At 41.9% G+C, this 16,553-nt stretch carries 3 protein-coding genes and 1 pseudogene; 2 read left to right on the plus strand and 2 right to left on the minus strand.

Going from position 1 to position 16,553, the window contains the following annotated elements; translation table 11 throughout:
- Positions 1-1,341, minus strand: a pseudogene (locus AYJ08_RS07320) (molybdopterin-dependent oxidoreductase); the annotation flags it as partial.
- A 414-nt stretch (positions 1,342-1,755) separates the two neighbouring features.
- On the opposite strand from AYJ08_RS07320, the gene AYJ08_RS07325 reads away from it, so the two are divergent.
- The gene (locus AYJ08_RS07325) at positions 1,756-2,148 is read left to right on the plus strand and encodes an AT hook motif family protein (RefSeq protein WP_031415221.1); all 393 of its coding nucleotides are present in this window, start codon (positions 1,756-1,758) and stop codon (positions 2,146-2,148) included.
- A gap of 30 nt (positions 2,149-2,178) precedes the next feature.
- The gene (locus AYJ08_RS07330) at positions 2,179-3,630 is read left to right on the plus strand and encodes an MFS transporter (protein ID WP_064017178.1); all 1,452 of its coding nucleotides are present in this window, start codon (positions 2,179-2,181) and stop codon (positions 3,628-3,630) included.
- A gap of 250 nt (positions 3,631-3,880) precedes the next feature.
- Here the strand turns inward: AYJ08_RS07330 and AYJ08_RS07335 are convergent, their stop codons facing one another.
- Complete coding sequence (locus AYJ08_RS07335; protein ID WP_064017179.1) at positions 3,881-16,480, minus strand: non-ribosomal peptide synthetase; 12,600 nt, start codon at positions 16,478-16,480, stop codon at positions 3,881-3,883.
- Between the last annotated feature and the right edge of the window lie 73 nt (positions 16,481-16,553).

Here is a 16,553-nt window from a genome sequence, read left to right on the forward strand (position 1 = left end):
GTTTTTGCACCATGTATTTTCTTCCCACCCTGTCACCCGTGCCAACAAAACTGGATCACCCTCTGTTGAATTCCCTCAAATAAAAATGACAACCCCGACAACAGAAATATCAATAATTACCCCAGAATCACCGCCATAACCAACAGTTGACAATAGCCCGTCTGTAGCTGGAGATTGGCAATAACGTGAACAGTTGTCTACATTATTTGTTTCAAAGACCTGTCGGGCCAATTTCTGTACCAAATAAGCTTCCTCATTGGTTGTTTTTGATGAGCTAACGAAACCGAAAGCGTCTCCTCCATACTTTTGCTTCATCTCTTTCCACTTAGACGCAATCAATGTAAGCGCTTCCTTCCAGGTAGCTGGAACAAACTCATCTCCCCGTCGAATTAATGGTGTTGACAGCCGTTCATTGCTGTTGACGAAATCCCAACCGAACTTGCCTTTAATACAGGTCGAAATGCTATTGACTGGTGCTTCCTCAGATGGCTCAATTTTTAAAATTTGGCGTCCTTTCGTCCAAACCTCAAAGCTACAGCCTACACCGCAAAATGTACAAACCGTTTTCGTTTTTTTAGTTCGAGCTTCACGCATGGCTGCTTCTGCTTCAGAGATGGCCAATATTCCACTGTAACCAGGCTCTACTTCCTTGACCAAATCAATCATGGGATCAAGCAATTCCTTTCCCATCTTTGTCATGAACCCAGCTTCACCTAGCATAGTTTTTTCCATTAAAGCATTACATGGACATACAGTGACGCAATGTCCACAGGAGACACAGGAGGATTCATTGATGGGTTTATCCTGATCCCAGATAACGCGCGGCATTTCTCGTTCCCAATCAATGGTTAGTGTCTCGTTGACTTGTAAATCCTGACATGCTTCTACACACCGCCCGCACAGGATACATTGATTCGGGTCATATCGGTAGAAAGGATGAGACATATCTACCTCATAGCCCTTCTCTCTAAACGGTCGCTCCTGATGCTCCACTTCCATCAGCTCTACAGTATTATGTACACGACAATTGCCATTATTATTATCACACACCGTACAGTACAGCATATGGTTTTCGAGCACACGATCCATCGCTTGTTTTTGCGCTTCCTTTGCCCGTGAAGATGAAGTCTGGATACTCATTCCTTCCTCCACAACAGTAGAGCAAGCTCGCATCAGTTGACCGTTAATTTCGCAGGTACAAGTATCGCATGTTTGAATTGGGCCTAAAATAGGTGAATAGCAAATATGAGGATGCTTGATGTCTTGCTCAAGCAGATAATCAAGAATTCTAGTTCCCGCTTTTGCTTGGTGTAACGTATCATTGATGGTAAATGAAATCATTTTGTTCAAGGGTTATTTCCTCCGTTTCCTTCTCCATCTGCTTCAAAAAATAAAAATAACCCACCACAAAACAACCAGCGCAAATGTAAAACGTTGCCCAAGCTGTTTTATGGTGGGTTAATACTTAGCAGTGGTAAATACCAGTTATCAAGCCCTCCATACTCTGTACGCGTATGCGTAAAAGCACAGGATGAATAGAATGACTGTAATCAGCCAGACTTAGACATCAATGAACTTCTTTTTTAATGATAACCAAACTTTCAGAAATTGCAAGAGAAGAGCCTATTTTTTTCAGATTTATGCTGATTCAACAACAAAAAAATAAACTATTACATTTTTTGCAAAATAAATATATTGCCTAATTTTGGAAATGAGTTTATATTTTTTGTAGAACAAAAAAGGGTGGAATTATTTATGGATAATCGATACAGCTCTTTTCAAGAATTCGCTCAAGCATTTGAGAAAAAATGGGTAAACATAGCAATCGAACATGGATTAGTGGATGAGCCAATGGATATATATCTAGCTAAGGTCCGCAAAAAAGCACTTTTTGTCTGGAAGAAAAATAAAGGGGATGAATGGATAGAAAGACAAGGATATACCATTGTTGACAGAAACCTCGACAAGGAAGAGATTTTCGATAAAAAACTAGGGCGCGGTCGTCCACGAAAGCATGAGGATGATCGGCTACATCATGCCATCCATGTCAGACTAGACGAGGAAACATATCAAAAATTACTATCCCTGTGTCAAAAAAACAACCTTGACCTCTCTGAGACTATTCGTATGCTCATAAAAAAAGGGTAAACCGTTTCGCTATGTAAAGGAGGAATTAAGATGAGTCAGGAAGGTCAGTTGCCTACTATCAGGACTACACTTCGCTGGTGGATCCTTGCTAATGTGTCTTTGGGAATATTTATGTCAACCTTGGATGGCAGCATCACGAATGTAGCTCTCCCTAGTATTTCGGGTACATTAGACGTCCCCCTGCATATTGTACAATGGGTTGTAACAGCTTATTTATTAGCGATCGCTTCCCTTTTACCCATTATCGGAAAATTATCGGATCTTTTTGGACGTGGGAACTTATATAATCTGGGATTTTTAATTTTTTTGATTGGATCTGCTTTATGCGGTTTATCAAAATCCATTTGGATGTTAATTGGCATGCGTGTCCTACAAGCTGCTGGCGCCGCACTGCTGATGGCTAATAGTCAAGCTATCATAGCTGCCACTTTTCCCAAAGAAGAACGTGGTCGCGCCCTCGGTATAACCGGTATGGTGGTATCACTTGGTTCATTATCCGGTCCAGCCATCGGTGGCATTCTAGTTGATTCGTTTGGCTGGGAATCTATTTTTTGGATTAACGTCCCCATCGGTTTAATCGGATTTATCGCAGCATTACGCATCATGCCAAAACAGCACCAAAAACGTGCGGGAGAGCCTTTCGACTATCTTGGTTCGATTATGTATATGACAAGTATGATTACCTTCCTATATATCATTTCTAATGCAGAGGAGCATGGATGGACAACGGGAATTACATTAGGTGGTCTTCTCTTTTCAATCATCATCTTTGTCTTGTTTTATCGACGTGAAACCAGAATATCACATCCTATGCTTGACTTCTCACTATTTAAGATAAGGACCTTTCGTTCAGGAAGCTTTGCGACACTCCTGTCTTTTCTCTCTCTTTTTTGCATAACCATTCTCATGCCGTTTTATATGCAATTGGTGCTAGAATATCCCCCGAATATCGTGGGTTATGTTATGATGGCAAATGCTGTAATGATGGCGATCGTTGCTCCGTTCTCTGGTTGGCTGTCTGATAAAATTGGCTCCTATTATTTAACGATTTCAGGCTTGGTGATTAATGCGATATCCTTTGTTCTGCTAACGAAGCTTACAACAAATGAACCGGCATGGCTTGTCGCAACGCACATGGGTATATTTGGAATTGGCACTGGTCTTTTTTTATCTCCAAACAATGCAAGTATTCTAGGATCAGTTCCGCCTAAACTATTAGGAACAGCAGGCGGCCTAAATGCATTGGTCCGCAATATCGGGATGGTATTAGGGACGACATTTGCTATCTCACTATTCTCTTTTCAATTGAATAGATTAACAGAAGATCAATCTGAATCTAGCAGCACTGATATCCTAAATGTGGAAGCTTACATGACAGCTCTTCATACTGTCTTTTGGGTAGCAGCCGTGATTTGCCTATTTGCTGCCGTACTCTCCTCTATGCGTGATAAGCCTCAACGACAGAAAAGGAAAGTAGCGTAGCTTTTCTCTATTTACATTTCTATATTCTCCCATCTAAAACGAATAGCCCAGGTGAAGGATAAGCACGCATCATTGTAAGCAAATTACCTTTCATCAGATCAAAATCACTCAGTAAAGCTGGATTACCATATGTTGCTAAAAAATACGGGCATGATGCTCACGAATTCCAATTCGCGACGTCATGCCCGCAGCTTTTATGATTCTAGCCTATGCTTTTATTTGTGACAAAAAAACTTTTTAGCCACGGCCTTTAACGAAAATCATTCGTTGCATGGGTAGAGACAGCATACATTTCATCGATGATTTTCTGTAAGATCATGCGGACTATCCTTGCATTACCCTCAATCATTTCAGGATCAAGCAACTCTTCATGGGTTCCCACCGCTTGATATTGCATATGATTTCCATGAGTTGCCTGTTTCCAAGACCAAGAAGATTCTACTGTCGAGCATTTCTGAGAATCGGATGCTAGTAATTCATGGATATTGGCTTGAACCATCCCCTCATTGACAAGCTGATTCCGATATCTAGCGTACGAATAAATTCTATTTGTATAGGAAGGCGTCACAAGATGCTTGTACTGTTCAGGTGTGTCTTCTAAGAGAGTAGCGATTTCCTGTAAGGCGTCCTCTTTTAAAGATACAGAAACTCCACTCCTGATAATGGAATCTAGCATGATAATATCTTTTACTTCGTAGCCTCTTGACTCCATGGCTTTTGCCACTTCAAATGCCAAATTACCACCTATTGAATAACCTAGGAACACATACGGTTGATTTCCCTGTACATCAGTGAGGAGTTTGACATATTGCTCCATTAATTCCTCGTCATTTGTATACTCCTCAATAAAATCCATACCGTACAATACACACTGGTGTTCAAGTAATTTTGCCATTTCGATGTATGCCATGCCATACCCGATTGCTGGCGGGAAGCAGAACACATGTAAGCCTCCATGCTCGTTTAATTTTGTGATTGGTTTCCTATTATTTTTTGTAAACATAGATCTTACTATCTCTTCGGCCATCGCTTCTACAGTTGGCATCTCGAACACAACACGTATAGGGATTTCGACCCGAATATCTGTGTAGATTTTCCTGATTAATTCAAGTACATGTAAAGAATGCCCACCCAATTCAAAGAAGTTGTCATTCTTACCAATTTTAGAAACACCCAATACCTCTTGCCAAATAGCAGCCAATTGTACCTCCGTTGGTGTCTGTGGAGCGATGTACTCCACTCCTAGATGAATATGACCTTCTGGAGTCGGGAGTGCATTTCGATTAATTTTGCCGTTTGGAGTCAATGGCATCTGTTCAAGCTGGATAAAAAAGGATGGAATCATATAAGCAGGCAAATCTTGTGACAGCGAATTTCTGATTTCACCTACTGTAAGCTGTTGATTTGCCACAAAATAAGCACACAACTGCTTCTGTCCTGCTTGCTCCTCTCTTGCAATGACTACCGCTTCCTGAACAGAAGGAATTTGTAGGAGCAGGGCTTCAATTTCACCAAGCTCAATGCGATAACCTCGAATTTTTACCTGGTGGTCAATTCGTCCCAGATACTCAATGGTTCCATCAGGTAGCCATTTCGCTAAATCTCCTGTGCGATACATTTTTTCCCCGGTTATAAATGGATTCTCTACGAATTTTTCTGTTGTTAGCTCAGGACGATTCCAGTAGCCTTTTGCCAATCCTTCTCCTGCAATGCACAGTTCACCTGCTATCCCGATCGGTTGGAGGTGGTTTTCAGCGCTCAAAATATAGAAGGAAGTGTTTACGAGCGGTTTACCAATTGTTATCGGTTCTCCTTCTATCAGCTCTCCCACCGATGACCACACCGTTGTTTCAGTTGGACCGTACATATTATACAGGCGTGCCTGGGTGGTCTCTTGCAGGGCTTTGATCAGGGAAGCGGGAAGTGCTTCTCCGCCGAGCATAATTTCTTGTAATCCCTGTAGGCAGTGAATGTGCTCCGAGGATAACAACATTTGCATCCGAGAAGGCGTCATTTGGATCATGTCCACCTGTTGTTTTTGAATCACATCACATAATGCTCTTGGATCAGTTTGCTGAAGGCTGCTTGCTAAAATTACCCTTACACCTTTACACAGCGGCAGTAGCGTCTCTAACACAAAAATATCAAATGAGATCGTCGTCACTGAAAGAAGTGTTTTTCCTTGGGTAAAGTCGATCTGATCGGTTATGCCTTGTAATAGGTTTACGACTGCATGCTGTAAAATCATGACGCCTTTTGGCTTACCTGTTGAGCCCGATGTATAAATAACATAGGCCAAATCAGTAGGTCCACTAATAGGTTCAAGATTAGATTGCTCATGCTGATCCGCAGACTCTTTATCCATTAGTATCAAGCTTCCTGCAAAAGCAATCCGCTCTTGCAAATGACTCTGTGTCACTACCCAATTCGCTTTCGAATCTTCCAGCATGTAGCGAATCCGTTCGTCCGGATAATCTGGGTCAATTGGAACATAGCCTCCTCCAGCTTTCAAAATCCCCATTAACCCAATCATCATGTCTAAGGAACGATCCACCATAATTCCAACTAACTGATTGGCTCCCACACCTTCGGATCGCAGGATTCGTGCCAGTTGATTTGCTCGCTCGTTTAATTCCCGGTAGGTGAGCTGTTCATTTTCGTAAACGACAGCTATCTGCTCAGGGGTACGTTCCACTTGACTCTCAAACAATTGATAAATGGTTTTCTCTCTTGGATAATCTCCTTCTGTATCATTAAAGGTGTGCAGAAGCAACTCTTTCTCTTGCGAAGTAGCAATCTCAATGGCAGAAAGCTTTGCAGCTGGATCAGCCACTATGCTGTCAACGATCTGTAGGAAATGCTCTGACATTCGCTTGATTGTGTCACGCTTAAACAATGAGGTAGCAAACTCGAAAGTACACACAATGTTTTTATCATCTTCATTGGCATATAAGCTTAGATCAAATTTAGAGACATTATGCTCTGCTTCATATGGTCTGAGCTGTAAACCTTCGATGGCCTGATTACCTTGCTCCACGTTTTGTAAGGCAAACATTGTATCAAACAGGGGATTGCGACTAAAATCGCGTGCTACCTGTAATTTTTCTACTAGCTCTTCAAACGGATATTCCTGATTTTCATAGGCTTGTAATGCATGCTCTTTAACTTCTTTGACATATTCGTAAAATGTTTTTGTTGCCATTGGCTGAGTACGAATCGCTAGTGTATTAATAAATATGCCAATCAGGCTTTCAAGATCTGCATGCGGTCTTCCCGCTATTGGAGTTCCTACAATAATATCCTCTTGTCCACTGCTTTTGCCCAACAAGGTGGTATATGCAGCCAATAAGACCATAAACAAGGTGGAACCTGTTTGTGAAGCAATTTGTCGGAGTCCTTCACTTCTTCGTTGATCGATGACAAATTCAAAGATATCCCCCTGATAGCTTTGCAAGGCAGGTCTTGGATAGTCCGTTGGCAAATTAAGAACCGGAATTTCATTTCCATGAATGTTCAGCCAGTATGCTTCTTGATTTCGGATGCGTTCGCTTTGCACTTCTTCCTGTTGCCATACGGCGTAATCCTTATATTGAATTCGGAGCGGTTCTAGTTCCTCGCCTGTGTATAACTGAACCAAATCTTGAACCAAAATACTTAATGAAGCCGCATCAGAAATGATGTGATGCGTGTCAAACATTAAAATATGTCGATCTGCTTCAAGTTCAATCAGGCCTACCCGTAAAAGGGGAGCTTTTGCAAGATCAAACTCACGCACAAATGCTTGAATGATGCTAGCTATCTCTTCCTCTTTTGCCAGCGTGTATTCAATCTCAAATGTCACATCACGATAAATCTGTTGGACTGGCTCCCCGTTAATCATCGTAAAGCCTGTTCGTAAGGTCTCATGGCGATTGATTAACTTCTGGAATGCATCCTCAAGAGTTTTCCGATGAAGCTGTCCCTCTACCACTAGGACGGTTGGCATGTTATAGCTGAGCCCTCCACCCTCAATCTGATTTAAAATATATAATCGTTTTTGAGCAGAGGATACTGGATAAAACTCTCTGTCTAAAATGACAGGAATTGAGAAATGCGCCACGTGATCAATCTCAGATACTCGTTTGGCCATCTGTTCGATCGTAGGATATGCAAAGACATCTCGCAGAGGAAGATTCACTCCCATTTCTTTATGCATCTTGGCAACGAGAGTCGTAGCTCGCAAGGAATGTCCACCACTATCGAAGAAGTTATCTCTCACCCCGATATCAGTAATTCCTAGAACCTCCTGCCAAATACCAGCGATCTGCACTTCCCATTGTGTCTGTGGCGCTACGTATTCCACTCCCGTTTGCAGGTTTCCTTCAGGTACAGGTAATGCTTTACGATCAATTTTTCCATTTGGTGTTAAAGGCATTTTCTCCAATTGGACAAAGTAGGAAGGAATCATATAACCAGGTAGCTTTTGCAGCAATGTGCTTCTTACATCGCTTACAAGTAATGGTTGATCCGCTACAATATATGCGTATAAATGCTGTAGCCCAGCATGGTCTTCCTGTGCGATTACCACTGCTTCTTCAACCTCTTTTATATTCCTTATCTGTTCTTCTATTTCTCCAAGTTCAATGCGATAGCCCCTCACCTTTACCTGATGATCGATTCGACCTAGATACTCAATGGTTCCATCAGGAAGCCACTTTGCTAAATCACCCGTTTTATACATCTTACTTCCTGGTAGGAATGGATTTTCTACAAACTTATCCATCGTTAGTTCGGGACGATTCCAGTATCCTCTCGCAAGTCCCATACCAGCAATGCACAGCTCCCCAGCTACCCCTACTGGCTGAAGATGACCTTCCATACTCAAGATATAAAATTGTGTATTTGTTATCGGTTTGCCAATTGTAATAGGCTGGCCCGCTGTCACTGATCCAATCGATGACCATACGGTTGTTTCAGTCGGACCATACATATTAAACAAGCGTGCCGGTGTATGCTCTTGTAGCGCATTGACTAAGGAAATAGGAAGCGCCTCGCCACCAAGCATAATTTCTTGGACATGCTGCAATTCTTTGAACGGCTCTGTACTATCTACTGAAGATAACAGCATCTGCATGCGAGAAGGCGTCATTTGGATCATATCGATTTTTTGCTCAGCAATGACGTTTCTTAAAGCCTGTGAATCCGTCTGTTGAATTTCGCTAGTTACTACTACTCGTATCCCTTTACTAAGCGATAGGAGCGTTTCTAGCACGAAGATATCAAATGAAATGGTAGTAACACAAAGCAGAGATTTTCCTTCTGCAAAGTCAATCCGATCCGTTATGCCATGTATCAGGTTGACAACTGCCTGATGAGTAATCATAACGCCCTTAGGCTTACCGGTCGATCCTGATGTGTAGATGACATAAGCTAAATCAAGCGGGCTGCTTTCTGGTTCAAGATTAGTTGCATCCTCCTGATAAGAAGCCTCTTCCTCTATTACGATACATTTTCCCTGATATCCATCGAAGCTGATCTGAGCCTGTAAATGACTGTGCACAATTACGAACGTAACCCCCGCATCCTCTAGCATGTAGCGAATGCGATCTTCAGGATATCCTGGATCAATTGGTACGTAAGCTCCGCCAGCCTTCAGGATGCCTAACAGTCCAACTAACATGTCAAGAGAACGCTCCACCAAAATACCGACTAGTTGATTCGAGCTTATCCCTTCTGCTCGCAGTGTTCTTGCCAGTTGATTTGCTCGCTCATTTAACTCACGGTACGTCAGTTGTTCACCTTCATAGACTACTGCTGCTTGATCCGGTGTACGTTCGACCTGCATCTCAAATAATTGGTGAATGGTCTGGTCCGCTGCATCCTGCATTGCTGTATTGTTAAATGTTTCGAGAATCAACTTCTTCTCATCCGTTGTCACCATCTCGATGGCGGACAGCTTCGCATGCGGTTGACTTACAAGACCATCTACCAATTGGACAAAGTGCTTCGCCATTCGCTCGATCGTTTCTTGTTTGAATAGTCTTGTCGCATATTCAAAGCTACACAGGACTGTATCTGCATCCTCCATCGCATGTAAGGTTAAATCAAACTTGGATATGGTTTGTTCACTTGCATATGATGAAATGCGTAAGCCCTCTAGCTCCTGCTCTTTCTTTTCTAAATTTTGCAGGACGAGCATTGTATCAAACAATGGATTACGACTCATATCCCGATTTACATCGAGCTTGCCTACCAGCTCTTCGAATAAATAGTCTTGATTCTCATATGCCTTCAAGGAAGCTTCTTTGACTTCCTGTAAATATTCGTAGAATGTTTTTTCACCAACTGGATAGTTACGTATCGCAAGCGTGTTTATAAATATACCAATCATACTTTCTAAATCTGGATGAGGTCTTCCCGCTATCGGAGTTCCAACAATAATATCCTCTTGTCCACTGTATTTACTCAGTAGAGTCGTATAGACAGCCAATAACACCATATACAGCGTAGAACCGGTTTGGGCTGCGATTTGCCTTAATCCATCACTGCTTTTTTGGTCAAGCACAAATTCAAACGTGCTTCCCTCAAAGCTTTTCATAGCTGGACGGGCATAATCGACTGGCAAGTTGAGTACAGGAATCTCTCCCTGGAAAACTTCAAGCCAATATGCTTCTTGTCGCTTGATTGCCTCACGGTGAACGCCTTCGCGTTGCCAGACTGCATAATCCCTATATTGAATGCGAAGCGAGGATAACTCTCCTCCCGTGTACAGGCTGATAAATTCTTGCATCAAAACACCTGCGGAAACACCATCTGAAATAATATGGTGCATGTCTAACATTAGAACATGGCTGTCTTTTCCCATCTTAACAAGCCCAACACGGAGTAATGGAGCTTGCTCAAGGTTAAACGGACGGACAAAGCCTTGAATAATTGCTTCTAGCTCCTCCATACTGGCTTCAGCATATTCTATAGAAAAATCTACATTTGGGTGTACTCGTTGCATCGTTTCTCCGTTTACCAGCTCAAAACTAGTTCGTAAGATTTCATGACGCGAAATCAGCTTCTGGAAGACGATTTCTAAACGTTCTTGATCGAGCTCTCCATCTATCCTTACCACGTTCGGCATATTATAACTAATTTCTCCACCAATTAATTGACTTAAAATATACAATCGCTTCTGGGCTGAAGAAACCGGATAGAATTCTCTCTCTTCAATAATGGGAATGGAAGTATAGGCAATTTTTTCTCTTCCTATTAATATCTCTGCCATTTGCTCAATAGTCGGATTTTGGAAGACATCCCGCAGCGGCAGGTTTTGATTTAATTCTTTATAAATTCTGGAAACCAAATGTGTAGCTCGCAGGGAATGGCCACCAATATCAAAGAAATGATCCTTCACCCCAATCATGGAAAGACCGAGAACCTCTTGCCAAATCTGAACAAGCTTCGATTCCATCCATATACGTGGCGGCACATATTCTGCTCCTGTTTGGATAGTGCCATCCTCTGGGGCAGGTAAAGACTTTCGATCGAGCTTTCCATTTGGTGTATGCGTGATTTTGTCTACCTGTATGAAATAAGACGGTACCATGTAGCTAGGAAGCTGATTGGCCAATCTGCTTTTTAGCTCACTAATCATCAATTGCTTTTCCGATACAATATATGCGCATAAGTGCTGTAGTCCAGCATGGTCTTCCCGAGCGATTACCACTGCTTCTTGGACCTCTTCCATGCTTACGATCCGTGCTTCTATTTCTCCTAGCTCAATCCGATATCCTCGGATTTTAACCTGATCATCTGTTCTTCCCACATATTCCATATTTCCATCTGGCAACCATCGCGCAAGGTCACCTGTTCGATACATTCTTTCCCCAGGCCTAAAGGGATTTTCTATAAATTTTTCCGCGGTTAGCTCGGGGCGATTTAAATACCCTCTGGCAACCCCATCCCCTGCAATGTACATTTCTCCAATAGAGCCGATTGGCACTGGACGCAGAGCTTTATCTAATACATAAATCCTTACATTGTCGGCTGGTACACCAATTGGTACAGAGTCCTGAGAGGTATTATTCGGATCAAATGTATAGAGCATGCAGCCTACTACTGTTTCGGTAGGTCCATATTCATTCATAATTTGGACATTCCCACCAAAATTACGATGGATTTTGCTAGCCAGTTGCGTGTGCAGGTTCTCACCGCCGACAATAAATCTTTTCATGTTACTATTCGTGCCATCGTAGTCTTCTATTAATTTTAGATGGGTAGGTGTTAGCTTCATAATCCCAACCTTATTGTCTGCAAGGATGTCTTGAATGACCTGTACCTTGTCTTCTCCTCTATAAATATAGATCGTATTTCCAGAAATCAGAGGAGTATAAATTGACGTGACGGTCAAATCAAACGAAATGGACGAGTAAAGCGGGAAATGAACGGTCTCATTTTGCACATACACCTTTTTAGCCCACCAAATATAATTGACAAGCCCCTGATGAGTGATCATAGCTCCCTTCGGATTTCCAGTCGAGCCTGAAGTATAAATGATATACGCTAGATCATTCATGTTGTTTACGTGTTCAAGATTGGTGGTATTTCCCTGATAGATCTCTTGATTGTCTAGGTAAAGAATCTTTTTGTTATAAGTAAGTTTTTCGGAGAATTTTTGCTGCGTGAGTAAAATAGTTGTTTGACTATCCTCTAGCAAGTACTGAATTCGATCCTCTGGGTAGTCTGGATCAATCGGTACATAAGCCCCCCCAGCCTTTAAGATACCTAGCAATCCAACCATCATATCCAATGAATGCTCCATCAAAATACCGACTAGCTGATCTGAGCCTATTCCTTCTGCTCGCAGTGTTCGTGCTACTTGATTTGCTCGCTCATTTAACTCACGGTATGTCAGATGTTCACCTTCATAAACAACAGCTACCTGATCTGGTGTGCGTTCGACCTGCATCTCGAATAATTGGTGAATGGTTTGCTCCTCTACACCCTCTACTGTCGTATTGTTAAACGTTTCGAGAATCAACATTTTCTCATCTGTTGTCATCATCTCGATGGTCGACAGCTTCGCATGCGGATCACGTAAAAGTCCATCTATCAATTGGACAAAGTGCTTTGCCATACGCTCGATGGTTTCTCGTTTGAATAGTGTTGTCGCATATTCAAAACTACACAGTAGCGTATCCGCATCCTCCATTGCATGTAGAGTTAAATCGAACTTGGAAATCGTATGCTCACTTGCATATGGTGCGATGCGTAACTGCTCTAAGTCCTGCTCCTGATTTTCTAAATTTTGCAGGACAAGCATCGTATCAAACAATGGGTTGCGACTCATATCCCGGTTTACATCCAGCTTTTCTACCAGCTCTTCGAATAAATAATCTTGATTTTCATATGCCTTCAAAGAAGCTTCTTTCACTTCCTGCAGGTATTCATAGAATGTTTTTTCACTCGCTGGATAGTTGCGGATTGCCAGTGTATTTACAAACATACCAATCATGCTTTCCAAATCGGCATGGGGTCTTCCTGCAATCGGTGTTCCAACAATAATATCTTCTTGTCCACTATATTTACTCAGCAGGGTTGTATAGACCGCCAATAGCACCATGTACAACGTAGAACCGGTTTGGGCTGCAAGCAGCTTTAATTCCTCACTTGTGTGTTTGCCGATTCTAAATTCCAAAAGACCTCCGTCAAAGCTTCTAATAGCAGGACGGGTATAATCAGTAGGCAGTTGAAGTACTGGCAGTTCTTTTGAAAATACTTGTAGCCAATAATTTTCTTGTTGCTGATACCACTCACTTTTCATCTGCTGCTGTTGCCAAGAAGCGTAGTCCTTGTACTGGATTCGTTGTGTAGGCAATACCTCTCCCTGATACATGCTGGCAAACTCTTGAATAAGAACATTCATAGAGGTTCCATCAGAGATGATATGGTGCATGTCAAACAATAAGACATGGCGATCATAGGCTAACTGGATAAGTCCTACACGCAACAATGGAGCGCTTTGCAAATCAAACATTCTTGTAAAATCACGAATGATTCCTTCCGCCTCTTCTTCATTGGCAACCTGTACATATTCCAAGGCGAAAGGAACCTCTTTATGTACGCGTTGAATTGGTTCACCGCCTACCAGCTCAAAGCTGGTTCGTAAGATTTCATGTCGCGCAATGAGTTGCTGAAAAGTTTTTTCTATACGTTCTCGATCGATCTCTCCATCCAGCAACATAGCATTCGGCATATTATAGCTGATTTCCCCGCCTGCTAGCTGACTTAGAATATAGAGTCGTTTCTGAGCGGATGAGACGGGGTAATAAGGTTGTTCCTCAATATTCGTTATAACTGAATAAGCCGTTTGCTCTATATTCTCAATTACCCGAGCCAGTTGTTCGATGGTCGGATGTGAAAACACATCTCTTAGCTGGATATTTTTTTGTAGCTCCTTCTGAATCGTAGAGACCAGGGCCGTTGCTCGTAAGGAATGTCCGCCTCTTTCAAAAAAGTTGTCTTTTATTCCAACCTTAGATAGCCCTAAAATCCCCTTCCAAATTTCCGCTAATTTTTCTTCCAACAAGGTGCCGGGGGCTACATATTCTTCAATTGGCATTGTCTCCTCAACAGATGGGAGCATTTTTCGATCAATCTTTCCGTTCGGAGTAAGCGGCATTTGGTCAAGTGGTATGCAATAATCAGGAACCATATACTCAGGTAATTTATCGGACAGATTTTTGAGTAATTCTCCTGGCTGAATAGACTCCTTTCCCACGTAATAGGCGGCTAAATATTTATTTCCATCCTTTATTCCATCCACCACAATGGCTTCGTTGACCTCTGGGAATGCTAAAAGAGCATTTTCTATTTCTCCTAGCTCAATACGGAATCCTCTGATTTTAACCTGCTTATCTATCCGATCTAAAAAATCAATATTTCCATCTGGCAGCATCTTCACTAAATCGCCTGTTCGATACATGGGAGTACCTGGCACAAACGGATTATCAACAAACTTTTCTACATTTAACTCTTCTCTATTGAGATATCCTTTCGATAAACCCTCTCCTGCGATGCACAATTCACCCGGAACCCCAATCGGTCTGAGATTATTGAATTGATCCACTACGTACACCAATGTATTAGCCAGAGGTTTCCCAATCGGAACTGTAGCGACATCTTCATCCAAAGGAGTATTAATGGGATAGAAGGTGGTAAATACCGTACTCTCGGTAGGACCATAGACATGAATGAGTCGTTCTGGCCCTAAATAATGGAATGCCTTGCGAATATGAGTAACCGATGCACGCTCTCCCCCAAATAAGACTTTGCGGACATTCGTAAAGCATGTCAGCTGATTGTCAACAAGCGTATTGAAGAATGCAGTAGGTATAAAGAAGATCGTTACATGCTGTTGCTCGATTACGCTACTAAGCTTAGTAAGGTCAAGCATATCTGTTTTTTTCATGAGGATCAGCCTTGCCCCATTTAACAAAGCACCGTAGATGTCAAAAATAGAACCGTCAAATACATAATTAGAAAGCTGTAATAGTGTATCTTCTTCTCTTATTTCGATGTAATTGGTCTTTAGTACCACTCTTGTAGCGCTGAAGTGTCTGATTTGCGTACCTTTAGGTGTTCCAGTCGATCCAGAAGTATAAATGACATAAGCCACATCTGTTGCTTCTGCTACTGGCTCTACGTTGGAACTGTCTTCACTGTAAGCCTTCGAATCATCTAGGAATACGCACGTTCCCTCGAAATCTGCTCGATGCCGTATGTGACTTTGTGTAACAAATACTTTTGCTCCTGAATCCTCCAGCATATAGCGAATGCGATCATTCGGATATTCTGGATCAATCGGCACATAGGCTCCCCCCGCTTTTAAAATCCCGAAAATTCCGATGATCATTTCTAAGGAGCGTTCAACCATGAGCCCGACTAATTGCCCTCTAGTGACTCCTTGGTTTCGTAGCGTTCTTGCTAGTTGATTAGCCTTTTCATTTAACTCTTGATAGGTTAGTTGCTCATCATCTAATACAACTGCTACCTGATTTGGTGTACGCTCTACCTGTTCCTCAAACAACTGTTGAATGGTTTTCTCTCTGGGATAGGCGGTAGCCGTGTTATTAAACGTACGCAGAAGCTGTTCCTGCTCTTTTTCTGATAACAGATCAACCTGTTCTAGTGAAAGCTCTAGATCAAATAGGACAATGGATAAAATGTGAGATAAGTGCCTGCTGACTTGGTTAATCAGCTCTGGATCATAACGATTTTCGTTATAAATTGTGTTTAATTGAAGAGAGCCATTTTCCAGACCAAATTGAAAATGGATGTCAGAAACAGCATGTTCCTCGAAATCTAGTGTATGGATCTCCTTTAACGACACGATAGTATTAATGATTGGGACTCGATTCGAATCGTAATGTACATTCAGAGTATCAATAAAATTCCAAAAAGGAAGACTCTGATGTTTCATTGCTTCACTAATGGAGGATTTGATTTGGTTCAATAAGGATTTAAAAGTATTCTTGCTATGTACTTCATTTTTTAAAATGATGAGCTGATTTGAAAGTGGTTGGGCATCAGGTGAAGCACCAAATCCTGGAACACCCACAATGATGGTTTCTTGGCTAGTATATTTGGACAACAAGGTTTCTAAACCAGCTAATAAAATCATAAAGATAGCGATATGTGACCCGCCTGCAATGGAACTGATTCTTTCGAAAATCTGAGGCGGCATTGCACTGGAAATGCTTTGGTAGCTGTCGGTATTTCTATGAATAGTGGAAGTTCTGTTATACGGCAGAATTACGATTTGATCATCGGCATCAAACTTGCTACTCCAAAAAGCTTTTTCTTTTTCAAATAGAGCTTTCAATTACATCACTCCAAGTTTTTAGTCACATTTGAACGCTAAACAACAGCGAGGTGTCTTACTACTGCATCCACAC

This window comes from Brevibacillus sp. SKDU10, from assembly GCF_001645205.1.
Lineage (GTDB): Bacteria > Bacillota > Bacilli > Brevibacillales > Brevibacillaceae > Brevibacillus_B > Brevibacillus_B halotolerans.